Annotated in this window: 25 protein-coding genes; 16 read left to right on the top strand and 9 right to left on the bottom strand. The window is 42.9% G+C overall.

All coding sequences use genetic code 11. The features are described 5' to 3' along the window. Positions 1–56 precede the first annotated feature (56 nt). On the top strand, positions 57–593 hold the full coding sequence (locus AC3WQ3_RS10055; RefSeq protein WP_336781246.1) for a GNAT family N-acetyltransferase: 537 nt from the start codon (positions 57–59) through the stop codon (positions 591–593). Positions 594–701: 108 nt separating this feature from the next. Here the strand turns inward: AC3WQ3_RS10055 and AC3WQ3_RS10050 are convergent, their stop codons facing one another. Further along, complete coding sequence (locus tag AC3WQ3_RS10050) at positions 702–1,256, bottom strand: GNAT family N-acetyltransferase (RefSeq protein ID WP_492472160.1); 555 nt, start codon at positions 1,254–1,256, stop codon at positions 702–704. A 6-nt stretch (positions 1,257–1,262) separates the two neighbouring features. Further along, positions 1,263–1,694 carry a hypothetical protein gene (locus AC3WQ3_RS10045; RefSeq protein WP_492472159.1) on the bottom strand — a complete coding sequence of 144 codons (432 nt, stop codon included), beginning with the start codon at positions 1,692–1,694 and terminating at the stop codon, positions 1,263–1,265. Positions 1,695–1,929: 235 nt separating this feature from the next. Here AC3WQ3_RS10045 and AC3WQ3_RS10040 point away from each other — a divergent pair, with 235 nt between their 5' ends. Beyond that, a complete protein-coding gene (locus tag AC3WQ3_RS10040; protein ID WP_492472158.1) occupies positions 1,930–2,736 on the top strand; it encodes an aminoglycoside phosphotransferase family protein in 807 nt (268 codons plus the stop codon). Between the two features lie 177 nt (positions 2,737–2,913). Here AC3WQ3_RS10040 and AC3WQ3_RS10035 read toward each other — a convergent pair whose 3' ends face one another. Next, on the bottom strand, positions 2,914–3,876 hold the full coding sequence (locus AC3WQ3_RS10035; protein WP_492472238.1) for a LacI family DNA-binding transcriptional regulator: 963 nt from the start codon (positions 3,874–3,876) through the stop codon (positions 2,914–2,916). Between the two features lie 94 nt (positions 3,877–3,970). Here AC3WQ3_RS10035 and AC3WQ3_RS10030 point away from each other — a divergent pair, with 94 nt between their 5' ends. Continuing rightward, positions 3,971–4,141 (top strand): hypothetical protein, encoded by a 171-nt coding sequence (locus tag AC3WQ3_RS10030; protein WP_492472157.1) that lies wholly within the window; start codon positions 3,971–3,973, stop codon positions 4,139–4,141. Between the two features lie 47 nt (positions 4,142–4,188). Next, on the top strand, positions 4,189–4,695 hold the full coding sequence (locus AC3WQ3_RS10025) for a GNAT family N-acetyltransferase (RefSeq protein WP_492472156.1): 507 nt from the start codon (positions 4,189–4,191) through the stop codon (positions 4,693–4,695). Between the two features lie 143 nt (positions 4,696–4,838). Here AC3WQ3_RS10025 and AC3WQ3_RS10020 read toward each other — a convergent pair whose 3' ends face one another. After that, on the bottom strand, positions 4,839–6,320 hold the full coding sequence (locus tag AC3WQ3_RS10020; RefSeq protein ID WP_492472155.1) for an alpha/beta hydrolase family protein: 1,482 nt from the start codon (positions 6,318–6,320) through the stop codon (positions 4,839–4,841). 192 nt (positions 6,321–6,512) lie between these two features. Here AC3WQ3_RS10020 and AC3WQ3_RS10015 point away from each other — a divergent pair, with 192 nt between their 5' ends. After that, positions 6,513–7,229 (top strand): response regulator transcription factor, encoded by a 717-nt coding sequence (locus AC3WQ3_RS10015; protein WP_492472154.1) that lies wholly within the window; start codon positions 6,513–6,515, stop codon positions 7,227–7,229. Continuing rightward, on the top strand, positions 7,226–8,620 hold the full coding sequence (locus AC3WQ3_RS10010; protein ID WP_492472153.1) for a sensor histidine kinase: 1,395 nt from the start codon (positions 7,226–7,228) through the stop codon (positions 8,618–8,620). Before AC3WQ3_RS10015 ends, AC3WQ3_RS10010 begins: the two co-directional genes overlap by 4 nt. Before the next feature lie 73 nt (positions 8,621–8,693). On the opposite strand, the gene AC3WQ3_RS10005 is transcribed toward AC3WQ3_RS10010, so the two are convergent. From AC3WQ3_RS10005 to AC3WQ3_RS09995, 3 genes are read right to left on the bottom strand one after another with little or no spacing between them, the layout of a single operon-like run. Further along, entirely contained in the window at positions 8,694–9,599 is a 906-nt protein-coding gene (locus AC3WQ3_RS10005) for a TetR/AcrR family transcriptional regulator (protein WP_492472152.1), read from the bottom strand. A gap of 14 nt (positions 9,600–9,613) precedes the next feature. Continuing rightward, the gene (locus AC3WQ3_RS10000; RefSeq protein WP_492472151.1) at positions 9,614–9,889 is read right to left on the bottom strand and encodes a DUF1648 domain-containing protein; all 276 of its coding nucleotides are present in this window, start codon (positions 9,887–9,889) and stop codon (positions 9,614–9,616) included. After that, the gene (locus AC3WQ3_RS09995; protein ID WP_492472150.1) at positions 9,886–11,364 is read right to left on the bottom strand and encodes an MDR family MFS transporter; all 1,479 of its coding nucleotides are present in this window, start codon (positions 11,362–11,364) and stop codon (positions 9,886–9,888) included. The genes AC3WQ3_RS10000 and AC3WQ3_RS09995 overlap by 4 nt, the downstream gene beginning before the upstream one ends. Positions 11,365–11,661: 297 nt before the next feature. Between AC3WQ3_RS09995 and AC3WQ3_RS09990 the strand changes: the two genes are divergently transcribed. From AC3WQ3_RS09990 to AC3WQ3_RS09980, 3 genes are read left to right on the top strand one after another with little or no spacing between them, the layout of a single operon-like run. Continuing rightward, positions 11,662–12,462 carry a tyrosine-protein phosphatase gene (locus AC3WQ3_RS09990; protein WP_492472149.1) on the top strand — a complete coding sequence of 267 codons (801 nt, stop codon included), beginning with the start codon at positions 11,662–11,664 and terminating at the stop codon, positions 12,460–12,462. Between the two features lie 23 nt (positions 12,463–12,485). Continuing rightward, a complete protein-coding gene (locus tag AC3WQ3_RS09985; RefSeq protein WP_492472148.1) occupies positions 12,486–12,896 on the top strand; it encodes a carboxymuconolactone decarboxylase family protein in 411 nt (136 codons plus the stop codon). A 42-nt stretch (positions 12,897–12,938) separates the two neighbouring features. After that, on the top strand, positions 12,939–14,156 hold the full coding sequence (locus AC3WQ3_RS09980; RefSeq protein WP_492472147.1) for an outer membrane protein assembly factor BamB family protein: 1,218 nt from the start codon (positions 12,939–12,941) through the stop codon (positions 14,154–14,156). Positions 14,157–14,375: 219 nt separating this feature from the next. Here the strand turns inward: AC3WQ3_RS09980 and AC3WQ3_RS09975 are convergent, their stop codons facing one another. Further along, positions 14,376–15,410 (bottom strand): zinc-binding alcohol dehydrogenase family protein, encoded by a 1,035-nt coding sequence (locus AC3WQ3_RS09975; RefSeq protein WP_492472146.1) that lies wholly within the window; start codon positions 15,408–15,410, stop codon positions 14,376–14,378. A gap of 136 nt (positions 15,411–15,546) precedes the next feature. Here AC3WQ3_RS09975 and AC3WQ3_RS09970 point away from each other — a divergent pair, with 136 nt between their 5' ends. The 3 genes from AC3WQ3_RS09970 to AC3WQ3_RS09960 all read left to right on the top strand — a co-directional run bounded on the left by AC3WQ3_RS09970 (position 15,547) and on the right by AC3WQ3_RS09960 (position 17,231). Next, a complete protein-coding gene (locus AC3WQ3_RS09970; protein ID WP_492472145.1) occupies positions 15,547–15,948 on the top strand; it encodes a winged helix-turn-helix transcriptional regulator in 402 nt (133 codons plus the stop codon). Positions 15,949–16,171: 223 nt separating this feature from the next. Next, positions 16,172–16,738, top strand: a complete 567-nt coding sequence (locus tag AC3WQ3_RS09965) for a sigma-70 family RNA polymerase sigma factor (protein ID WP_492472144.1) — start codon at positions 16,172–16,174, stop codon at positions 16,736–16,738. Then, positions 16,728–17,231: a DUF3600 domain-containing protein gene (locus AC3WQ3_RS09960; protein WP_492472143.1), complete on the top strand. Its 504-nt coding sequence runs from the start codon at positions 16,728–16,730 to the stop codon at positions 17,229–17,231. Before AC3WQ3_RS09965 ends, AC3WQ3_RS09960 begins: the two co-directional genes overlap by 11 nt. Before the next feature lie 430 nt (positions 17,232–17,661). On the opposite strand, the gene AC3WQ3_RS09955 is transcribed toward AC3WQ3_RS09960, so the two are convergent. After that, entirely contained in the window at positions 17,662–19,158 is a 1,497-nt protein-coding gene (locus AC3WQ3_RS09955) for an MFS transporter (RefSeq protein WP_492472142.1), read from the bottom strand. Positions 19,159–19,296: 138 nt separating this feature from the next. Here AC3WQ3_RS09955 and AC3WQ3_RS09950 point away from each other — a divergent pair, with 138 nt between their 5' ends. The 4 genes from AC3WQ3_RS09950 (at position 19,297) to AC3WQ3_RS09935 (ending at position 23,338) form a co-directional block, all read left to right on the top strand. Continuing rightward, positions 19,297–20,118, top strand: a complete 822-nt coding sequence (locus tag AC3WQ3_RS09950) for a MerR family transcriptional regulator (RefSeq protein WP_492472141.1) — start codon at positions 19,297–19,299, stop codon at positions 20,116–20,118. A 201-nt stretch (positions 20,119–20,319) separates the two neighbouring features. Continuing rightward, complete coding sequence (locus AC3WQ3_RS09945) at positions 20,320–21,474, top strand: stalk domain-containing protein (RefSeq protein ID WP_492472140.1); 1,155 nt, start codon at positions 20,320–20,322, stop codon at positions 21,472–21,474. Between the two features lie 459 nt (positions 21,475–21,933). Next, the gene (locus tag AC3WQ3_RS09940) at positions 21,934–22,806 is read left to right on the top strand and encodes a LysR family transcriptional regulator (RefSeq protein WP_492472139.1); all 873 of its coding nucleotides are present in this window, start codon (positions 21,934–21,936) and stop codon (positions 22,804–22,806) included. Between the two features lie 94 nt (positions 22,807–22,900). Beyond that, on the top strand, positions 22,901–23,338 hold the full coding sequence (locus AC3WQ3_RS09935; protein WP_492472138.1) for a rhodanese-like domain-containing protein: 438 nt from the start codon (positions 22,901–22,903) through the stop codon (positions 23,336–23,338). Positions 23,339–23,528 lie beyond the last annotated feature (190 nt).

Raw genomic sequence — 23,528 nt, 5'->3', positions numbered from 1 at the left:
GCTAAGCTCAAGCGCTCAATCATTTACACAACTATTTATAAGAGGAGTGGCTTACTTTGAGAAGCGTCAACATACATATTAGGGAAATTTCCGTCGATGATGCTGCTGGACTACTCCAGTTGCAGATAGAAAACCGTGATTTTTTTGAAAGCTACGCACCGACACGCACCGACGACTTTTATACGATGGAAGGACAGCTCAAGCGTATCCAAAAGCAGGCCGAAGATCGAAAAAATGACCAAGCATATAATTTTGGAATCTTTACAAACACCGATAATATGTTAGTGGGGACGGTAAGCCTTTTCCACGTGATGCGGGGCCCTCTTCAAAGTGCATATATCGGATACGACTTAGATCAAAAAAGTAACGGTAGAGGCTATACGACTGAGGCTGTTCGGTTAGTCGTTGACTATGGCTTCAATACATTAAAATTACATCGAATTGAAGCAGGGGCCATGACGCATAATATCGCTTCAATTCGAGTGCTGGAGAAGGCTGGCTTTCAAAAAGAAGGCATTGCTCGACAGAATGTTCATATTAATGGAAAATGGGAGGATCATCAGATTCTCGCGATTCTTAACCCATACAGTTAGTTCTGTAGAATATGAGTAGTACTGCGTCTAAATCGAGAAACAGCCGACCTTAGTGATCGGCTGCTTTTGTTTAACTAACGGGCAAGTTAATTTAACAAGAACAGTTGTTTAATCCTTGTTCATAACCTTTTCAAATCGGAAAAAGTCCTCATCCCCCAATAGGGGTTTGTTATCTTCGCATTCATTGCGATGCATGTGCGGTTCAGGGTGATACTTATTGTAGAACTCTACAATTTGGAATCCACATTTATTCACATAGAAATGGATATTTCGTTTTTCGAAATAGGGTGTTCCGGTTTCCCAACGTACAGTTTCCGGATACTTTGCTTCAATGGCTTTCCAAGCAGAAAGTCCAATTCCTTGGCTGTGATGTTCCGGAGATACGTAGAACAAATCTAGGTAATTATGGTTTGTTTTGCTGTTAATACGCAGTACGGCCCCACCGACCTTCTGATCCTCTTGAAGAATATGATATACGACTGCTCCAGGAGCATCAAAAGACTGCTGAACATCGTGATCCGATGGAATCGGCCCGTGATCAGCATCTCCAAATGCTTCAGTGACGACAATAGCAAAGGCTTCCTGCAATTTTTTTCTGAATTCTGGCAGATCCGATTTTTTGGCCAGTTCCAAAGTAACGTTTGGTTCGAGGTTTGCTTTCACAATGATCTACTCCTTCATTTGCTGAAATTCCAATTGTAGTCGTTCCGTAAAACATTCCAACTGTTCAACGAGATCCTTTCCCAAAAGCGGCTCCATCGCTTTTTCCTCCGCGGCAAAAATTGGCGTTAATATACTTGCAGCAAAAGCTTTTCCGCTGTCCGTTAAAACAATTTCTTTTTCTTTGTTCCCTTGAGAAACAAGTTGAATGTAACCCATATGTATACATTCTTTCACTATCGTGTTTAATGTCGTACGCGGGATAAGCCATTCTTCGCAGATTCGTTTCTGGGAGTGGGACATTCCATCAGAAATTGCATAGAACAATACGAATGTGTTGTCTTTAACTTTGAGTGAGCGCAGTGCCCGGTAGTAAAGCTCATCAATTCGGTTTACTGCAATCATCAAGCGGCGTATTTCATTACGACCATCGTTACTCATAACAAGTCTCCTTGGATATAATCCGAATTCGGATTGAAATTAATAAGTATTTTATTCCGAATTCGGATTAATGTCAATGAACGAGGATGTTAGTGAATAAGGTGAAAATGAATGTTTTGAAGTACTCTGCCTATATAGAAGGTTCCTTAAAAGATATAAAGAATAAAAAGGTATTCAACCAAATCTCATCTAAGCGTGGTGGCTTTGAAAAAAATAATAAAAAGGGGGAGACAACGTGACTCAGGAGGAAGTATTGAAGGGTGGGAATGTGAATCACATTATACGAAAGGAGAATATGGTTCTCCGTCCCACTGGTTATTGGAGTCCGAGTGTTCATGAGCTGCTCAAATATTTAGAGAAGCAAGGATTTGAGGGAGCACCAAGATTTCTCGGAACCGACGACTCTGACCGTGAAATATTATCATTCATTCCTGGGGAAGTCCCAGGAAACGAGTACCCTGAACTTAAACCTTACATGTGGTCAGATGAAACGCTTGTGGGTTTAGCATGTCTTTTACGCCGTTTTCATGATGCGACTGAAGGATCAACTCTCTTGGCTAATGGCGAGTGGCAGCTTAGTTATGTCGACGAGCGTGAGCACGAAGTGATATGCCATAATGACGCTGCGCTGTATAACGTTGTCTTTCGAAATGAGAATCCTGCAGCGCTGATTGATTTTGACATGGCTGGCCCCGGTCCCCGCATGTGGGACATTGCGTATACCCTTTATACATCGGTTCCACTTGCCAGCTTCCAGCCTAACCATACCTCTGAAAAAACGGTGGTATACGAAACAGATTTGCACTCTAGAGAGCGAAGTCGACGAATCCATCTGTTTTTCGAATCATATGGAATTCCCATCCCTAATGAACTATGTCAGTGGATTATCCAACGATTGACAACGATGTGTGATACGTTGAGGAATGGTGCTGCCGAAGGGAATTTGGCCTTTCAAAAAATGGTGGATGAAGGACACTTGGCTCACTATGAGAGCGAGATTCGATTTGTTGCAGATCATTTCAATGATTGGATGAAGAATTAAGTATTCTGCTAACGGGAAACTTTAGTTGAAAAGCTACGAGCAGTCTGCGAATTAGCAGGCTGCTTATTTTTTTGCGGTAATAAAAGTTAGTTTTGAAGCATTTTGAGTTGGTGTATTTGTTGATTGCTTGGAACTAGCCACAAAAGCAGGTTGGAGGGAACTGCCAAAGTTTTTTAACTATACTGTGAGTCGTTCAACTAATTTAACTGCTATTTCTTCGCATGAAAGAACTTCATCACTAATTGCCCGAAGTAATAACTTTCTTCCCATTTCCACTAGAGGTATTTCAATTGTAGTAATATTCATAATTTTAGCAATTGGTTGATTGTCAAACCCTATAACTGCCAGATCATCCGGTATTGAAATTCCCTTTTCCTTACTGCATGTAACTATTCCTGCAGCTACTTGGTCGTTTGAAACTAATAAAGCTGAGGGAGGATTATTCATATTTATTAATTTTTCAACAATCTCCTGCCCATTCTCGAAATCATAATTGTCTGAGAAAATATATTCAGTTTCAAATGGTTCGTTGAGCTTTTTAAAAAAATCCCTATAGGCTGTTATCCTTTGCACACCGTTCGTTCCCGCTTTTCTCCCCACGCAAATGCCTATATTTCTATGACCTTTAGAATACAAGTACTCTAATCCCTTGGAGAAACTTTTATAGTGATCCATATATACTGAAGAAACTTTTCTGTCTCCCGTATTTTCACAGAAGATGATTGGACCATAATCTAAATAGGTATCTATAACATCCCATTTGCAAATTCTGGAACATATGATCAAAGCGTCTATTTGCTTTTGTTTTAACATATCTAAGGCTTCAATTTCCCTATTTTCTTCATAATTAGTCTGGAACAGAACCATCTTATAGTTAGAATTCAATGCCTCGTTTGCGATACCCTCGACGATTAAAGCAAAAAATGGATGATTAAAAAATGGGATGGCAACACCGATAAGAAAGGTTTTTCCTTTACTTAAATGGACGGCATTTATGTTTTTTTCATATTTGCTTATCTCAATAGCTCGTCTAACCGCTTCTATTTTTTCTAAGCTTACATACGGCTGATTATTAATTACACGGGATACGGTTGTAATTGAGACGCCGGCCATTTTTGCGATATCTCTTATGTTTGCCATTTGTTCTCCTTTCAAATTTTTTGCGCTTGCTCTGAAACGCTTTCCATAATCTAAACTTTTATCAATATGTATAAAAAGTTTAGGAGGTACTTGTATGATTATCGTGTGGGGCTTATTGAGTTTAATCTCTATGTGTGCTTGTATCTTGATTTTAGCATCATTAGCTATATCACTACATGAAAAAAAGTCGGAAATAGATAACAAATATGACCCTTTCAGTCATTTCTTTGAAGTATATAATGAAAAAAATAAATACGTGGATTAAGTCAATTTATATTTACTAAAACTAATTTAATGAAAAGAGGAAGAAAAATGAGCGATAAACAAGTAACTCTACATGCTTTTGAAACAGATTACATTAAAGAGCTGCATCACTGGTTGAATGACTCCGTTTCGATTTCCATGGTTGGAAGAACTCCATTGACCTATGAGCAAACTGTGAATCAAGTAGAGGAAAAACGACAAGACGGAGATCTTTTATTAGCTATAAAAAATGAAGAAAAGCGTCTCATTGGATGGGTTTTTCTTCAAAATATAGAACTTGAACATGGCAGAGCAAGTATTGGTATCTTGTTAGCTCCAGAATCTCGTGGACAAGGTTATGGAGAACCTGCTATGAAGCAAATGCTTGACATTGGCTTTAAGCAGCTGCGTTTAAATAAAATCTACTTAACTACAAGAGGTGTTAATGAACGAGCTATTGGTTTGTATAAGAAAGTGGGATTTAGTGTGGAAGGGAAGTTAAGGAAACATGCTTTTTTTGAGGGAGAATTTCACGATACGTATATAATGGGGGTTTTAGCGTCGGAATGGAATTGAGTTTTTTGTGCTCTGACATGGGTACTTTAAGCTTATGTCCATTATTTGAAGTTACTCGTTGAAAGTGGACTGTATCCCAATTGTTAGACATCATCTAGCAATTGGGGTGGTCCATTACGTCATTCCCAGAACACTTCTCCGAATTAAGGCTTTTGCAGAGTAACGTTGCTCCGATCTCTCACGATGGTTTCCATGTTGATTTCCTGTTTTCCTTTCAGATATTTATCAAAGAAAGCGATCGACAGTTCATTAATGGATGTCTGTATACGTCTTGGCTCGGCCCCACTTGGCGGCAGTAGTGGAGAGAATAGATAAAAGTCCGTAAAACTCATATGGTTGGCATGGTCGAAAACGTAGAAGTAAGAATCTTTTCCCATAGCCGCTTTTTTTCGTCTTTCCTGAGACTCGGCCCAGAATCGTTCATAATGGTCCCGGTCATGATCGGAAGATGAAACGGCTTGATCCAGAGATTGTGCAAACCATTCGTAATCGATGCTTTGAGCTGCATTCATCTGCAAATACGGCTTATCGAAGCCATGCTCGGGAACGGGCTCGCCGTAAAGGACTCCGTCCATATTCATAGCCGCTTGGATTCGTGAATCCTTCATCAGCATCTGGGCTGCTGTTGCACCGCCGAACGAATGGCCGAACACCCCGATTCGATCCATATCCACTTTTCCTGAGAGAATTCCAGACTGTGCTGACGAGGACATGGCCTGGATATGATCGAGAACAAATTTGGTGTCATCCACCCAATAGCGGGTCTTCGCTTTATAATCTTCAAAGCCCGATAAACCTTCCAATTTGAGCAGAGCCGTTGATTGATCAGGATATATAACGGCTGCTGCATCGTAAGGATGATCAATGCCGACGACGATGTACCCCTGGCTGGCCAGCTCTTCCACCTGAAATGTATTTTGGTTACGAAACCCGGTTAGACCTGGAGAAAACAACAGCAGCGGAAAGCGTTCCTGCGCAGATGATATTTTGGCATCTGTATACGCATGTGTTTTTACATAGCGAAGTTGAGACAGTAAAAAAGGCGGCATAGACAGGGCTTCCCGAAGACCGGATAACATGACAGGCACATTCTCGATATAATCTGCATTTGGTGCCTCCGAAGCACTTTCAGCAGGGTACCATATCTGAACCATGAGCTTTCGATGATCATCTGGGTTGTCTGTTGCTGGTTCGCTTCTCGTTACGTCTTCCATGAAGAGCGTGGTCGTTCCTACTGGAAAGGAGCCAGTTGGTTCTGAGAAGGCAAAGACCGGCAGGATGATTGGCAAGAGGGCTGCAATGCCGGTATGGACCGCCAGGAGCAGAATGACCACAGCTTGTTTCAACGGCGATTTTGTCTTAGAGACAGATGGTTTTTGGATCGATTGATCTGATCTTCCAGCTCTATACGACTGGAGAGCCATTAAGCCGATAATTAGAGCTGATCCGTACAAGGGAATATTTTGCCAGCGGTAGCCTTCAACAAGGATCTGGATTCCTCCACATAACACCGAAATTCCGGCACCGCTCGTTTGCAGCAGGACCCTTTTGGGGAGACGAAGGAATGCACAAATGAAGAGCAGAAGTGTATTCACAATGAAAAGCAGCATTTCAATATCTCGCATAAAGCCTCCTAAATTATGTATTATAATTTAAAGATTACTACATGTAACTGTAAAGACCCTGTAGCCAATCTTACATTATCCTTACAATTGGATTGTAGAGAACCTCGACCGATATTAAGCATGTATAGTAATGGTAGGAGAAATGGTCAGCTTGGAGGAAAGGCAGAAATGAATCATAACCCAAACCTAAACATGACACGCACGATCTTGATCGTAGACGACGAAGAGGAGATTGTGGAACTGCTGAGAATTTTCCTTGAAAAGGAGAATTATGCTGTGAGGGAAGCCGGCAATGGGGAGGAAGCCTGGTCCCTCCTTCAGAAGGAGCATATAGACCTTGCACTAATCGATATCATGATGCCTAGAATGGATGGCTATCAGTTAATTAGCCGTATTCGCGAGAAGCTGAGGCTGCCAGTCATCATTGTTTCGGCCAAAACCGGGGATGTAGACAAGGTGACAGGACTTGGACTGGGCGCGGATGATTTTATAGCGAAGCCTTTTAGCCCGATTGAAGTCGTGGCGCGCATTCAAGCACAGCTGCGGAGGTATTATGACCTCCTTGGCGCTCAACCGGTTGCTGAAATCAAGCCTGCGCGAAGCATATGTGGTTCATTACAGCTGGATCATGAGTCCTGCATGCTGTACCGAGAGAATCAGAGCATTGTGCTCGGGCCGTTAGAGTATAAGCTGTTAAATCTGTTCATGAGTGCTCCGGGACGAATCTATACCAAGAAACAAATCTATGAAGCGGTATGGAACGAGCCTTACCTTGAAGATAGTAATACCGTTATGGTACAGATCAGCAGACTTAGGGACAAGCTGGAGGATGATCCCAAGCATCCGCGCTATCTCCGGACCATTAAGGGACTGGGATACAAATTGGTTAGCCAGGAGAGCAGCGTATGAGAACGCGCAGCATGCATTCGAGCCTGATGATCAATTATGTCTGGTTTACCATCATTTTTGCTCTAATCTGTTATCTGGTGTACAGCGCTATGTACGGTGCCCGGGATGAATACATGAACCGAACCTTGCCTATGGTGGAGGCGGATAATTTGGTTCGGGAGCATTGGGAGGATATTCCCTATGATACCGTAGCGTCTTTTGGTGGTTATGTGCAGGTTCTGGATGAAAATAACCGTGTCGTTTTTTATCGGGGACGTACAGATGCAGAATATCCTAAAAGTTATACGGAAGAAGAACTGCTAAGTCTGTTCTACGAGTCTTCCGATTCAGGCTATTACTCCATTGCACCTCAATTGATCAAAACGGGAGAAAAGTATCATTTGCTAGTGGCCATACCCGGTGGAATGATCATGAAGGAAAGCAGAATGGTCAGAACAGATCGGGAACAGACCGCGTATTTTGTCAAACTTATTGTGACTGGATTGGTTGTGTTTGCTGCAGCGTTTTCTCTCATTCTCTGGTTATACAGCTGGATTACCGCCAGAAAGATAACCCTTCCACTCCAAGCGGTCTCGAATAGACTGGCGGAAGTCTCTGAAGAGGAGCAAGGGGAACACCTCCAAATCAAGGCTAATAAGGAACTGATGGAAATTCAGATGAATTTCAACCGGATGACGACCAGGCTGAAGCAAGCGCACGAGGACAAGCGGCGGCTGGAAAATGACCGTACACGCATGTTTATGGATATTTCTCACGACTTGAAGACACCTGTTACCACCATTCAGGGATATGCGGAGGTCTTGCGTTTAGGACTGGAACAGGACGATCTTCAGCGCAAAAAATATGCGGGGCACATTCACCGGAAAGCCCTTTTTATTGGTGCTCTCGTTAATGACCTGTTGGAGCTGACCAAGCTCGAAAACGCATCATTCTCTTTTGAACGTATGAAAGGCGATCTTGCGGAGATATGCCGCACGGAAGCAGCCGATCTGTATGATTCCTTTGAGCGGAAAGGCATTCATTTGGATATTACGATACCTGATAAACCGGTCTTGTTTCATTTCCATGAAGGCTTAATAAGAAGAATTATTCATAATTTGCTCGCGAATGCCTTAAAGTACAATGCGCACGGAGCTCATGCCTGGCTTTCCTTGGATGAAAGGAAGGAAGGCTTGCTTCTGACCGTGGGTGATGATGGCCCAGGGATATCGGCAGACTTACTGGAAACGGTATTCGATCCGTTTGTACGCGGAGACCGGGCTCGCCGCAATGACGGAGGGTCCGGATTGGGACTTTCCATCGTGAAAGGCGCGGTTGAGAAGCATAACGGAATCGTCTGGGTGAATCGTAAGGCTAAGGGTACACTGATTTCCATTTACTTTCCTTACTGAAAAGGCCAGCACAATGAAATAAGCCCATAAGCTAGAACAGTCCTGTAGCTTCCGGGCTTATCATTTGACTTGATTATTTTGGTGTATTCTCTTGGCGAATTTCACCTAACCGCTGCTGCAGCTGGTCTGCATGGGTGGACAACTCAGGTTCGACGGACAAGTCGCGCAGCAATGCTTGAATCAGAAAGGCCCGCGGCACTTCCTTGGTCATCTCTTCCTCCAGTAATTTTGCCACTTGCTCTAATTCACTTTTTCTGGCATTCGGGACATACAGCTCAGGGATGATCGACTGTATGGTATGAAGTAATGAAGATATTCTTGCCGAGTTTGTTGGAACAAGGGATTCCAAATCTACCGCCTCATATTCCTTCATAAGCTCGGTTGTCAATATTGCCTGCGGAGAGGTCTTAACCAATCCCTCAACCAAATCATCCATACGTTCCGCGATAAAGGTGGCCAGTTTCTCGATATGGATCGGTTTGAAGGCGAATAACAGATGAAAGGTATATTCACGAACTAGACCACTGAACAGGGAGGTCACATCCCACTTCCAATGTGAGATGGCTGAACCATACTGTCTTGATAACAGGTTCTCATAATAATTGAACATCTGAATCTGGATTTGCTGAATGAGGGTATAGACATTGTCACTGCTTGCCGGGGGGAATTCAGTATAGTCCCGGGAAATGTAATAGCCGTGACGGCTAAAAAATTGAAATAAACTTGTAATCTCGGCCAGATAGGTTTCCCTACGGGGTAATGCAAGTTTTCGAATTCGCTCTACCTCATCCATCATATATTGCTGTCGTTGCTTTAAAATGCAGATAAACAAATCCTCCTTGGATCCGAAGAACTTGTACAAGGAGCCTTTGGCGATGCTGCAATCGTCAGCGATATCCTGAATGGACGTAGCTCTGTAGCCCTTCTCCATGAAAAGACGGACGGCGGATTGGATGATCTTTTCTTTCAATAAACTCATGCTAATTCTCCTTATCACTCATTACGGATATCGGGCGTTATTCCTTTCCAACCTCCTTGCATAAGTATAACCAATATTCGACGAGCAAAAAAGAAGATCCCGAGCAAAAGCAGCATGATGCCTGGAGAGGAGAATAGGCCTAACCATTTGCTAACAAACCTGTCCGCATGTCCATTCATAAAATGGATGGGAAATTCCGATGGAGAAAACCAGACTGCAGTCATGGCAGCAAGCAGCGCAAGCGCAGTTACCATAACGGGAGTTTTCGGATCGAAGAGAAATTTGATCATGTGGATGTATCCTTTCTTTGGATCTCGCTCATGGAGATATTTTCTTTCATGGGTGTCTGCGTCTTTTTCAAAAATAAACCGAGCACAAGTCCCGCTCCCGCAATGCATGCAGCCATCCAGAACGTGTCACTGAAGGCGGCGATTGAAGCTTCAGTCGTAGGTATGTTGCCTTCCATATTGGTTGTGATATGCGACGAAAGGTATCCTGTGAAGCCAGCGATGGCAAATGATGAAACCACCTTCTGGGAAGCACTCGTAAGCGGGGTAACCCGGCTGACCATTCGAGGGGGCGTTGCATTCAATACATAAGTATTGAGTGACATCATGGACAGGCCCATACCAGAACCGAGAGCAAACAGAATCATCATAATAAAGGCTGGTTCCTGCCTCGTGCCAACCAGTGCCATCGTGCACAGCCCTCCGGAAATTAGAAGCATCCCTAATGTCAGAGGCGGTCGTACTCCCGTTCGGTCGAACCATTTACCCGCAAGCGGCATGAAGATCATGGAACCGACCGCTTGAGGCAGCAGATGCAGGCCTGTATCCAGCGGACCGAGTTGTTTGAATTGCTGGAGGAGCAACGGGAACAGCAGCACGGTGCCGAATAGTGCTGTTTGCATAATCCAAGATGTCAGAATTCCGAATGTGAATGGAGCGGATCGAAATACGAGCAATTCGAGGAGAGGCTGTCGCTGTAACAAACACGAAATCACGAAAAGTACAAGCAAAACAGCACCGACAGACAAGCCTAAGAAGGCACGTGAAGGAGCGAGGCCCATGCCGGCTTCACTGAAACCGTACGTCAGGCAGGCAAAAGCAGTTGGTCCGAGAACCAATCCCACGATATCCAATGATGGATTGCCTTGGGCTTGGAAGGCGGGTAAGTGTTTCATTCCGATCCATATTCCCATTAATCCGATCGGCAGGTTGATCCAGAAAATCCAATGCCAGCTCACATACTCTACTAACCAGCCGGATAATACGGGTCCGAGGGCGGGAGCGAGCAGCATCGGAATGCCTAACATGCCAATAATAGATCCGCGTTTGTCCGGTGGTGCCAGGCGGTAAACCATAGCCATCCCAATGGGGGAAACCATGCCTCCCCCGAGCCCTTGAACGATCCGAAACAAAATCAATTGTCCAGGCGTTTGTGCGAATGCACAAAGAATGGAGCCAAGCGTAAAGAATGCGATGGAAGTGAGGAACACTCTCTTGGCACCCAGTTTGTCCGATAGCCATCCAGCCAAGGGGATGACTGCCGAGAGCGCCAAAGTGTAGGCGGTAACTGCCCATTGCATGGTCTGAAGTGATACACCGAATTCGATTACCCAGGTTGGGAGAGCTACGTTGACAGCGGTGCTATCCAAGATCACCATAAAAGTTCCTATGACAATCGCAAATAACGGCGGAAGGTAGGGAAGAAGCGAAAAGAAAGCTTCCTTGCGAGCTTCGGTACTCAAAGAACGATGAGACATATACGTAAACCTGCTTTCTTTTGAAATGTTCAGGATCAAGTTGAGCCGGCTTCAACCTGCTCCAAGGAGCAGAAGTTCCTATAAACCAAATGGTTTTATTAAAAACTAATAGGTCACAGGATCATCATAGCGTTCAGTAAGAGGGTGTGTCAATCCTTGAATCCATTATTAAATTATATTTATGAACGATAAGTTCTTTACAAAACTAACAAGTCAAACTAATATTATTGTTAAGTTTCAACCGGAAATGCTCATATACAACTAGAAAGTTTTGGATGATCAGAAAGAAGGAACCATATGAAGAACAAGAATCTAGATCCCATCTCCCTGTCTTACTTCGACGGATTGTATAATTTCAGGGATTTTGGAGGTTATGCTACAACCGATGGAAAGAGAGTAAGAAAAGGCATACTATTTCGTTCGGATGAATTGTCGAAACTTTCGAAAGGAGACATGGCAAGGTTCGAACAGCTCGGTCTCCAACTAATCTGTGATTTGAGGACTGAAACAGAGCAAAGGTCAAACAAAAGCCGCATGCTGAACAAGGGAACACCCATTGCAAATTTGACGTTGCAGGATCAGAGTCAGGCCTTCACGCGCCTTGAGTTTATGAATCATCTGATTTTTCATGGAGACAGGCTTGATTTCGAGATAACGATGAAGGACATGTACCGTCATATGGGGACGAATGCTCAGTCAACGCTCAAAGAGCTATTTGGGTTGCTAGCTAAAGAAGGAAATCTTCCTGTTCTTATTCACTGTACTGGGGGGAAGGACCGAACCGGATTTTTGGCAGCAATTATTCAGCTTCTTCTAAATGTTCCGTACGAAAACGTAATGAAAGATTACTTGTATTCCAATGTACGAATCGGGCCACGTATGAAAAAAGCAGAAAAAATGATTCGTCTGATGAGTTTATATCGTGTGCCTTCTGAAAGAATCAAGCCTATGCTGGAGGTGAGGCGTGATTATCTAGAGGATGTGCTTCAGGATATTCTCGGCAGATATGAGAGCATAGAACATTATTTAAAGCAAGAATGCGATATTCCCGACAGCCACATCGTACGTTTCAAGGCGTTTGCGCTTGAGAATGCTTAAAATCGAAATAGGAGGTGAGAGACTTGCCAAGGATATCTTACTCCAGCACAGGTGAAACCCCGTTTCAGCAATTGTTGGGTCACAATGAACAGATTCTAAAGAACTGGAACAAACTTGAACAAGCTTTCTATCAAGATGGTGAATTAGATGGTGATTTAAAAGAACAAGTTCGCCGCTCGCTCGCATTCGGTAATGGATGTAAGTACTGTCAGGCTAAAGGAAAGGCTGTATTGGACCAAAAAGATTCAAAGATTAGTCTTGCGGTGGGGTTTGCCGAGCTGTTTCTGAACCATCGCTCGTCCATTAATCAGGCGACATTTGATGTGTTAAAACAAGAGTTTTCAGAGACGGAGATTGCCGAGCTATGTTCGTTCATTTGCTTCACCACAGCATCCCAAATGTTTGGGGCGATCATGGATTTACAGCCTGAATAATGGTCTCTTATTCAATCTAAAATGAACTGGAGGAAAAGTATAATGAAAGTAACTACAAAGCAAACGTTATCTAGACTTGTTAAAACTAGTATTGCAGCAGCACTATTTTTATCGTCAGCTTCTGCATTTTATGAGATTGGCATAAGCCATGTATCAGCCGCATCAGCAGTTAGTCAAACATCTATAAATCTGAAACCGTTTTGGACCAAAACAGTAGGAAATCCGAATAAAGTAAATACGAGGGCCACATTATTGAAGAATGATCTCTATTATACCGTTGGCAATACGTATATTGCGTTTGATGCTCTTGCTGGCAAGACCCGCTGGACAGTTCAAGCTTCGGCAGTATCCCAGACGGTAACGGATGGTCAATCGGTATGGTTTACGGATGCAAAGGGACAGCTCCTGAAGCTGAATGCCAAATCAGGCAAGCTGCAATGGAAAGTCCAAACGCAAGTAAGCCTCAAAAAGGGAGAACGTTATTCGAACTTGAGCCTGCATCTGGCCAATGGAGTGATCTACGTCGGGGATGAATACGGATTGACGGCATACCATGCTTCCAACGGAAAGGTAAAGTGGAAAACAAAAAGCAACAATGACGGATTCAAGGTTCTTCAAACCGGAGATATGCTTGTGGTGTCGACTACCATCTCAGGTGCTTTGACGACGAGCGGATTACAAGGAATTGAGGCAAAGAGCGGCAAAGTAAAATGGACACTAACCGATGGGAATCATCAGGATATTCTTTACTCAGACGGTCAAACGTTATATTCACGCGATGAATCAAACGGCATTGATGCTGGCTATGCTGCAAATATTGATGAAATTCGTTTAAGCGACGGAACCGTAAAGGTCACCCGGTCGTATATCCCGGTAGATTTTGTGGAAATGCAAAGTGCATCTGATGTTGTTTCGGATGGAGATTACTTTTACGTCATTGGAAGGTACGATGACGAGCAAAAGCAAGCCGTGATTTCACGTTTTCCAGTGGATGTTCGTTCCGGTGACGAGCCTGATAAAACTTACACCTTTGATGCTCCAGTAGTGGATTGGTCATTCGCAAACCGTGATGGTGTTGCATATGTCAGTTTGAATAATGGAAAACAGATCGCTTTAGATACGAATAGCGGTAAAACTTTAGCTTCTGTACATTACAAAGGAAATCCATTAGCTACTATCGTTGGACAAGACGTGATAATCGTCCAGCACGGCGCCAATATGAGTGGTGTAAAGGTAACATCATCAGGCCATAGACAATGATGTATCATTCAACGTTCTTCTGTGATGTGTCCACGATGATACCTTTATAGAAATTGACAGTGGAGAATTAACAAAAGAGAAAATGATTGCATTGCAAAACCAATGAAATGATTCTAATGGGAAACGATAGCTCAATATAATCAAGAAAGCAGCTGATCACAGTGCTCGGCTGCTTTTGTTTAACTAACGGAGAGAATAATCATACAAATAAAATATTTGTTACTTGAAGTTCTCAATCACGAGTTTACCTGTCATACGTCCTTCTTCCAGTATGGCATGGGCTTTACGCAAATTGGCTGCATTGATGGGAGAGAGGATCTGGGCAACCGTAGTTCGTAAGCGGCCTTCATCAATCATACGGGAAACTTCGTTTAACAGGCTGTGCTGTTCAATCATATCCGAAGTCTGGAATAATGGTCTGGTGAACATCAGCTCCCAGGCAAAAGTGACGCTTTTGTTTTTCAATAAGGTCAGATCGAGCAGCTCATCCGTCTCCACAATGGAGCAGATTTTCCCTTGGGGAGCAATGGCTTCAGCCATATTGACCCAATGCTTCTCCGTACTGTTCAAGCAGAAAATATAGTCAACATATTCTAAACCTAGTGCTTTGAGCTGAGGGAGAAATGCTTCGTAATGATTGATGATGTGGTCAGCTCCCATGTTTTTAGCCCACTCAGCAGATTCCGGACGTGAAGCTGTGCCGATGACAGTCAAACCAGCGTGTTTGGCCAGTTGTGTCGCAATAGAACCAACACCACCTGCTGCCCCGATGATCAAAATGGTTTTACCTTCGTTGCGCTTGGTGGCAGCAGGCACATCCAAACGATCAAATAATCCTTCCCAAGCGGTGATGGCGGTTAACGGCAGAGCGGCAGCATGCGCAAATTCCAGTATTGCTGGTTTAAAACCGACGATTCTCTCATCAACGAGGTGAAATTCGCTATTCCCACCAGGACGGTCAATGCTGCCGGCATAATACACTTCATCGCCGGGTTTAAACAGTGAAGATTCCGGTCCGGCTTGCTCAACGATACCTGCAACATCCCAACCGAGAACCTTTGGCGTGTTTTCGGTCCGATTTTTGGGAGCGCGCACTTTGACGTCGACGGGATTAACAGAAATGGCTTTGACTCGGATCAGCAAGTCTCTCCCTGTAGGTTCAGGTACATCCATCATAACGTCCAGCAAGCTCTCGGGGTGATTAATGGGCAAATACTTCAGCAAGCCGATGGCTTTCATTTGTCGGTTTGACATGGTCGTTTCCTCCTTGAATGTACATCACTTATTGCTTTCTGGTTGTAATATAACGTATATTGACTATCGTGAATAGTACGCACAATAGTGTGATGTAGTATCAATTTGTATACTGTTAATAGAGGAGGATAAATACATGCGTGACCGCAAATCGGGATACGGCCAATGCCCGAATGAAGAAGGTTGTCCCGTCGAGTATACGTTGGATGTCATTGGCGGCAAGTGGAAGGGTGTACTTTTGTATCATATGATTGAAGGCCCTGTACGATTTAACGAGTTTCGCAGAATATGTCCGACTATTACGCAGAGAATGCTGACGCTGCAGCTTCGAGAGCTTGAAGAAGACGGGATCGTGCACCGTGAGGTGTACCCGCAAGTTCCTCCCAAAGTGGAATACTCGCTATCGGAATTCGGACGCACCTTAGTGCCGATCATTATGGAAATGAAAATCTGGGGAGAAAAACACAAAAATTTATCAAGTGCTGCTTCTGGACAGACGGAAAACGTGGTTGAATCTGTAGTGGAAACTTTAGCTTAATATAAATAGAGAGGCAGTTGGTCATTAGGATCGACTGTTTTTTTATTGAGAAACTATTTACACAGCCCCGTTGTCTCTTCCATATACCCCTTATTACTACAGAGGAACAGCTTTGACTAAGAAAAGCTAATACAAAGGGCTATTGAAAAAGTTTTTTCTTCTACTGAACCTTTTCCGGCACGGGAGCGAATTAAGATATGTATCACGTTCAGGAGGGGCCCCCATGAATGATAAAGAGTTAATTCAGTGGCTTGAAAAAGCAATACTTGGTGATGAGTCAGCTTTCCAGCTAGTCTATCAGGCGACTCACCAAGATGTCTATCGGACCGTTGCTTTTCTCGTCTACAACAAACAGGACATAGAGGAAATTGTGAATGAAGTTTACATGCACATGTGGCGGTCATATGAGAAATACGACCCTAACCGACCATTCCGGTTTTGGTTGCACGGGATCACTGTCCATCTTGTACAGGATTGGAAAAGAAAGACCTGGAGGCGAATTCGCCTTTTTGAACGAAATCGCCAGATGACTTGTGAACAACAGTTCGACTGGACGGACAAAGTAGTCTTGCAGTCCGAAACGCAGCATGAGCTCTTTAGCCTTGTCCGGCAGTTATCGTACAAACTACGTGTAGTCGTCATCCTGCGCTATTTTCACGATTATACCTTGGAAGAAATTGCGGACATGTTGCAGATCCCCGTTGGCACAGTTAAATCCAGGCATCATCTAGCACGGAAAGAACTCCGGAAACGATATGAAATGACAGGAGGAGACGTGTATGTCCATTGACAAAGAGTTGAGTGATGAACTTCGCCAGGTGGCGGATTCGATGCACTGCCCACCCGAGTTGTATGGACGTGTACGACAGTCCTATCAAAACTATTTAAATGAGAAGAGAGGTAGATCTCCAATGAAAAAACGTATACTCACAGGTATTGCTGCAGTAGCAATCCTCATTCCGTCAGCTGCATTTGCAGCCTCCTATTTGGCCGATGATATTTTTGGTTCTTCTTCGACCATTGAACAGAAAGGCGGTACACAAGAAGACTATCAAGAGATTGAAGGGATGCTTCATGCAGCAAAAGGCAAGCTCACGGAAGATGAGTTTAAAGAATATATGGAACTGACCAAGCAGTTAATGGTATTAAAGCTGAAGATTACTGATGAAAATGGGGTCAGTCATGAGGAGAAATTGACCCAAAAAGAGCAGCAGCAATTTGAGCAACTAGCCTCCAAGCTGTCCCCGTATTTCGAGAAGATTAACGAAACGGTCAAGCCGTAATAATGAAAGCAGGGACCCGTCTTGTATTTAGCATTCAACTAACGTAGAAACGAGAGCTCAATAAAACCAAGGAAGCAGCTGATCAATATGATTGGCTGCTTTTGTTCAACTAACGGGCAGGTTAGTTCAATGAGTAATGATGACCTAGACAGAAGGAAGGAAGAATTAAAGCTAGGAAATATTCTTTTCCTTAAAAAAAGTAACCGTTGTTCCTATTTAATAAGAACAACGGTTTTTTATAATACCAAGTTTATGAGTTAATAAATTTTTTAAGGGGACATTACTTATTCTTTTGATATTTTGTTTACCCACCAATAAATCACACTTATCCCTGTAACTATAGCAATACTAAAGCTAATGATGATGGCCATATTTATTTTACCTCCAAAATGTAGATGTTCGAAAAAATGTCTAATCTATTGAAGGTTTTTCAAATTCCAGTTCCTTTTTGTTTTGAACGTGAACCTGTCAAACCAATAACCAACGAAGCAATCATAAAGAGGACTGCAACACCCGCAAGTATAGCCACAAAGGACTGATCAAATGCTGTTCGGCCAGCTTCTTTTAACGCTTCAGAGGCCTGTCCAACCAACCCTTCTGCAGCCAATAGCGCTTCATCCAAGCTGTCCTTTACATTAGCTGGAACGTTTATACCTACAGGGATTTTCATAGACAGTGTATATACTAGACCTGATATACTCCCAATAATTGCGATTCCGGATGCTCCCCCAAGTTCATATGCTACCTCTTCAATAGATGCAGCCATACCAGCCTTATGAGCGGGTGCAGAGCTCATAATGGAGTGCGATGCAGCCGTCATTCCTGCTCCCAAACCTGCCCCTACTAAGGCAAGTCCGATGATTTGTGCAACCATTCCTGAGTCAAATTGAAAGATATATATAATCATTCCTACTGTTGCTATTAAAAACGAGAATATTTGGAGACGGATTACATCATAGCTATAAAGCATTTTTCCAACGAATGGACCAATTAATAGAGCAGCTAACGGTATGCTTAGTGTTATCAGGCCAGCTTGCAGTGGCCCTAAACCTTCGACTAACTGAAGTCGCTGAGTTACGATATACTGAATACCCAATTGTCCAAATAGTGCGACCAATGCTGTAATAAAACCAGTAGTGAATGGTTTTATTTTAAAGAGCGACAGGTCAAGCAAAGGATTTGAGCTTTTGAGTTGACGGCGAATGAAAATAATCAATGCAATCAAACCGATGAGGGCGCCGAGTACAGCAAGTACAGGGGAACCTTCGCGCCGAGCAAACTCCTTGATCGCATAGATAAGGGCTACCATGGCGATCAAAATCTGTATTGATCCGGTTAGATCCCACTTCTTTTTCTTGTCACCTGCATGTTTAGGTACATAGATTAGGGTCAAAATAAAAGCTGCGATGGCAATCGGAACGTTTATCAAAAATGCCGCTCCCCACCAAAAGTATTCTACAAGTAGTCCACCTATGATAGGTCCGAGCCCTGCTCCTCCAGAGGCAATGGAGCCCCATATTCCAATTGCTAATCCTAATTCACGTGGATCGGTAAATGTTACTCTGATGATTGAAAGTGTAGCAGGCATCATCATTGATGCTCCTACGGCAAGTAAAACCCTTCCAACGATCAACACAGTGGGAACTGGAGCGAAAGCGGCCACAAGAGAAGCCCCAATGAATGCGACCAAACCAATAGAAAATATCCTTTTGTGTCCGTATCGATCACCAAGAGTCCCCATTGCAGGAAGCAACCCAGCCATAACGAGCGAATATCCATTCAGAATCCACAACTTTTCCGAGGCAGAAGCACCTAGATCATGTGTTAAGCTTGGCAAAGCAGTGTAAAGAATCGTAGCATCCATCACAATGAGCATAAGTGCACTGGATACAACAGTCAGAATGATCCAACGTTTAAATTTATCCATTTCGTTTCTTCCTCCATATCTCATAAGACTAATATTCGTATATAATTAACTTTAAGGTATCGGGTAACCCTACAGTCAAGATTAGATTTGGCAGCTTGAATTGTGAATACCAGATGTTAAAAGAAGGAGTGAGAAATGATGCCGGATATTTCGAATCAGTACTTTACTACTAGCGAGCTAGCTAAAATGTGTGGAGTAACCAAACATACTCTTTTTCATTACGATGAAATTGGGCTTTTGAAGCCTGAGTTCATTAACGAAAAAGGATATCGTTATTATTCATTCCGACAATCTTACTTTTTGGATATTATTATTGTATTGAAGAAGGCGGGGAGCTCCCTGCAGGAAATTAAAGAGTTTTTCCAGAATCAAAATGTACCTCAGCTCGTTAATCTCTTTAAACAGAAAGAGATTGAACTGGGGGTAGAGCTACTTCGAATCAAGCGAATGCAAGGAATTATGGAAAGTGCTATACAAATGACGGAAACATCGATGGAAGCCATAAGGACTATTCCATCGATTGAGGAACATGAGGTGGAATACTTTATAGCGACACCTCTAATAGAGAGCGACGATAAGGAGTTTTCAATTAAATTAAGTGAACATCGGAGTTATTGTGAAGAACATGCTATTCAACACGAATTTCCGATATGGACACTAATAAGTAAGGAAAGCTTTGAATCAGGGAAGATTTCTTTGGGATATGTTGCGAACAAACTAAAGGAGCTCATTGCTGATAAAAAAGTGATCACGAAGCCCAAGGGATTTTATGCTGTTACAGATCATATGGGACCTTATGATACCGTATCAGAGACTTGTTTTATTTTAAAAAAATTTATTCAGAGTAAGGGCATGAGGGTGTGCGGGAGTGCCTATACAATGGACCTTATCAACTATTTCTCTGAACAAAATCCCGATAGCTTTGTCATTCGTATCTCGGTTGAAATTACAAATAATTAAGTTCGAAAATATACTTCATTAAACTAACGGGAAACGTTAGCTCATAACAACAAGAAAGCAGCTGATCATTGGGATTGGCTGCTTTTATTTAACTACTTAACTACTTACATTACTCTTCAATACAACTTTTCTTTGTAAATTGCGTCTTAATCTAAACAACTATTGGCTAGTTTACACAGTGATTAGAGAGGAATGGTCAGAATGAAGAAATACCTTGCTGGATTATTAATTATTTTTGTCCTATGTTTGGGCTTACCGGGACAGGCCTACATGGAGGTATCTAACCAACAGCCTTTGTCTTTTGAGGATCTCAATCTAGAACAAGCGCTTAAGTCATTATTGAATAAAAACGACGATGAATCCCTAACCAAAGAGGATTTAGAGTCACTGACCGATGTTCCTTTATCGGGTAAAGGAATTAAGAGTTTGCAGGGGTTGGAGTATGCAGTCAATGTGACGACTTTGGATCTGGGTGACAATCAAATTGAGGATATTAAGCCCCTTGGGAAGTTAACGAAGTTGACAGATTTATCTCTAGCTAGCAACCAAATCAATGATCTTTCAGCGCTAGCGGGACTAGTTAATCTGAATACGTTGTCCATAAGTTCTAACAAGATCACAGATCTAAAGCCGCTAGCAGGATTGGTTAATCTTTGGAGACTCGATGCTGCGAATAATAACATCAAAGATCTTGCTCCGTTATCTAAATTAACTAACTTACTTTCTCTGGATTTATCATCTAACCAGATCTATGATTTGGAGCCGTTAAGAAATCTTCAAAGATTGTCTTACCTCTATTTGAACAACAATCGAGTCTGGGATTTAGAGCCGCTCCAACAACGTGGTTTTTTACCGTATTATGATACGGGTGCATTCATTGAACCACTTGCACTGCAAAATAACTATTTAGATTTAAGCAAGGGATCGAAAACATATAAATTATTTGTGAAAATGGCAGGAAATGAGTTGCCTGGCGGTCAGCGTAAGACACAGCGCTTGGTGATCGGCAGCACGACTGCTTATGTTGGAGAAAGTGCTTATCGTATTACCGCAGCGCCATTTATTCAGACGGGACGTACCTATGTGCCGATCCGTTTCATCTCCGAGAAGCTTGGGGCAGCCGTGAATTGGAAACAGAGCACCAAAGAGGTAACGATTCAGAAGGATGGTAAAACGATTCGTTGGGCTGTAGGGAACAGGCAGGTAAAAGTAAACCAGCAAACGGTGATGCAAGATGCTCCTTTACTTCTGAAGAACGGCAGTGCGTTCGTTCCTGTTCGTTTTGTAGCGGAGCAGTTAAATACTTCCGTTGAATATATGGGAAGCAAGCATATGGTCGTAATTTTCAAAAATTAAGTAGCATAATTACAGAATAATTGAAGATAAGGACGCAATGACCATGCTTCAAAACAAGAGTAAAATATGCAGACCGTAAATAAACTAACGGGAAACGATATCGTTAAAACTAAGAAAGCAGCTGATCAATATGATCGGCTGCTTTGTTCAACTAACGGGCAGGTTAGTTTAATAAAAGTTAAAGGTTTTTAAAGCTTTGGGTTACTCAGATTGTTGTTCTACTTATCGACTAATTTTTGCAAAGTTGTTACAGCACTTCAAGCTCCCTATCCGCGTTCGCTCTACATCTGTATTTTTTAACACTGCACTAATCATACAATGCTGATTCTCATCAAAGTTATCGATAATTAAATCTGGGTAATATCATTAATTTTGATGATTCAATTGTCATAACCGAGAGTTCATGATAAAGTATCGGGAACTTGCAAAAGGTGAGGGATGCTCGTGGAACTAACTTATTTGAAAACCTTTCGGGAAGTGGCGAAGTGGGGAAGCTATACGCGAGCCGCGGAAACACTTGGATATGCACAGTCCAGCATCACGACTCAGATTCAGAAGCTGGAGGAAGCTTACGGGGTCGTTCTCTTAGAACGTTTTGGCAGGGGAATGAAACTAACGTTGGCTGGCGAAACGCTGTTGCAATACGCCAACGATATACACAGACTGCATGAAGAGTCCAAAGAAGTCGTATCCAAACAATCCAAGGGAAAACTGTCCATAGGAACTATCGAGACTTTGGCTGCCTTCTGCCTTCCGCCATATCTTCAAAAGTATCGTGGAGAATATCCTGGTATCAATGTGATCATCCAGCCTGGTAACGAACCTTATATTATTGAGTCAGTCAAAAGTGGCGAACTAGACATAGGGATCATTTTGGATCCTCCATTTAAGGATCCCGATCTTCACTGCAGCATTTTGAGGGAGGAAACGTTAGTTTTTATCACGAATCCTGATCATAAACTTGCTTTTCAAAGTGAAGTCCACATTGAAGATCTTGAGGGTGAATCGTTGATTATGACAGAAGATGGCTGCACTTACCGGGCTATGCTTCTCAATGTTTTGAAAGGGAATCAAGTGAATTACAGTCTTTCCTACGAATTCGGCAATCTGGAAGCAATCAAGCAGTGCGTCATTTACGATCTTGGTATTGCCTTGCTGCCGCGTATAGCGGTTACCGAAGAATTACGCAAGGGCCAAATTGTCGCTATTCCTTTCGTCCATCCAGAGTGTAGATTTTATACGCAGCTCATTTATTCTAAAAAAAAGTGGAAGTCCAAAGCTTTTCAAGGGTTCGTGGATTTGATCAGTGAAACCAATTATCTATATGATTGAAGTATCTTATAGATTTCTATCGATAACTCCATGGTTAGAGGCTGTGTTACATTGATTGCAAGAAATTAAATCAGCCCCCTTGGAGGTAACCCAAATGACAAATCAAATCCGATATTCCCTCGTTCTAGAGACGCTTGCTCCTTCGCCTGAGTACATTCACCAGCATTTCATGAACAAGCTTGCCGTAGAAACGGACGTCTCAGACGTAAAGCACGATATGACACAAGGTCTCAATGACTTTGTACTCATCGACGTAAGAAGCGCTATTGCTTATGGAGAATGCCATATCCCGGGAGCTCTTAGTCTTCCTTCCAACACGATCAGCGAAGAAACAACGGCGTCTTTACCCAGAGATAAGGTCATCGTCGTCTACTGCTGGGGACCGGCTTGCAATGGCGCCAGCAAAGGAGCAGCCCGCTTATCCCGTCTGGGTTTTCAGGTGAAAGAAATGCTTGGAGGCATGGAGTACTGGCGTAAGGAAGGAAACGAGGTAGAGGGTACGCTTGGCACTTCAGCATGCATGATCGGGTAAGCTCATGAACCAACGATCAAAATGGAAAGTTCAATTAATGGGAAACGATAACTGATAACGGGAAACGATAACTGAATTAATATGTATTAAGCAGCTGATCCATGTGATCGGCTGCTTTTGTTCAGCATACGGGCAAAATAGTCCACTTGTGTGTTCATACATAGATAGAAGCCCCCGCCATGATCGGCGA

It is taken from the genome of Paenibacillus sp. FW104-T2 (assembly GCF_058789975.1).
This window is presented reverse-complemented; position numbering and strand designations above follow the sequence as displayed.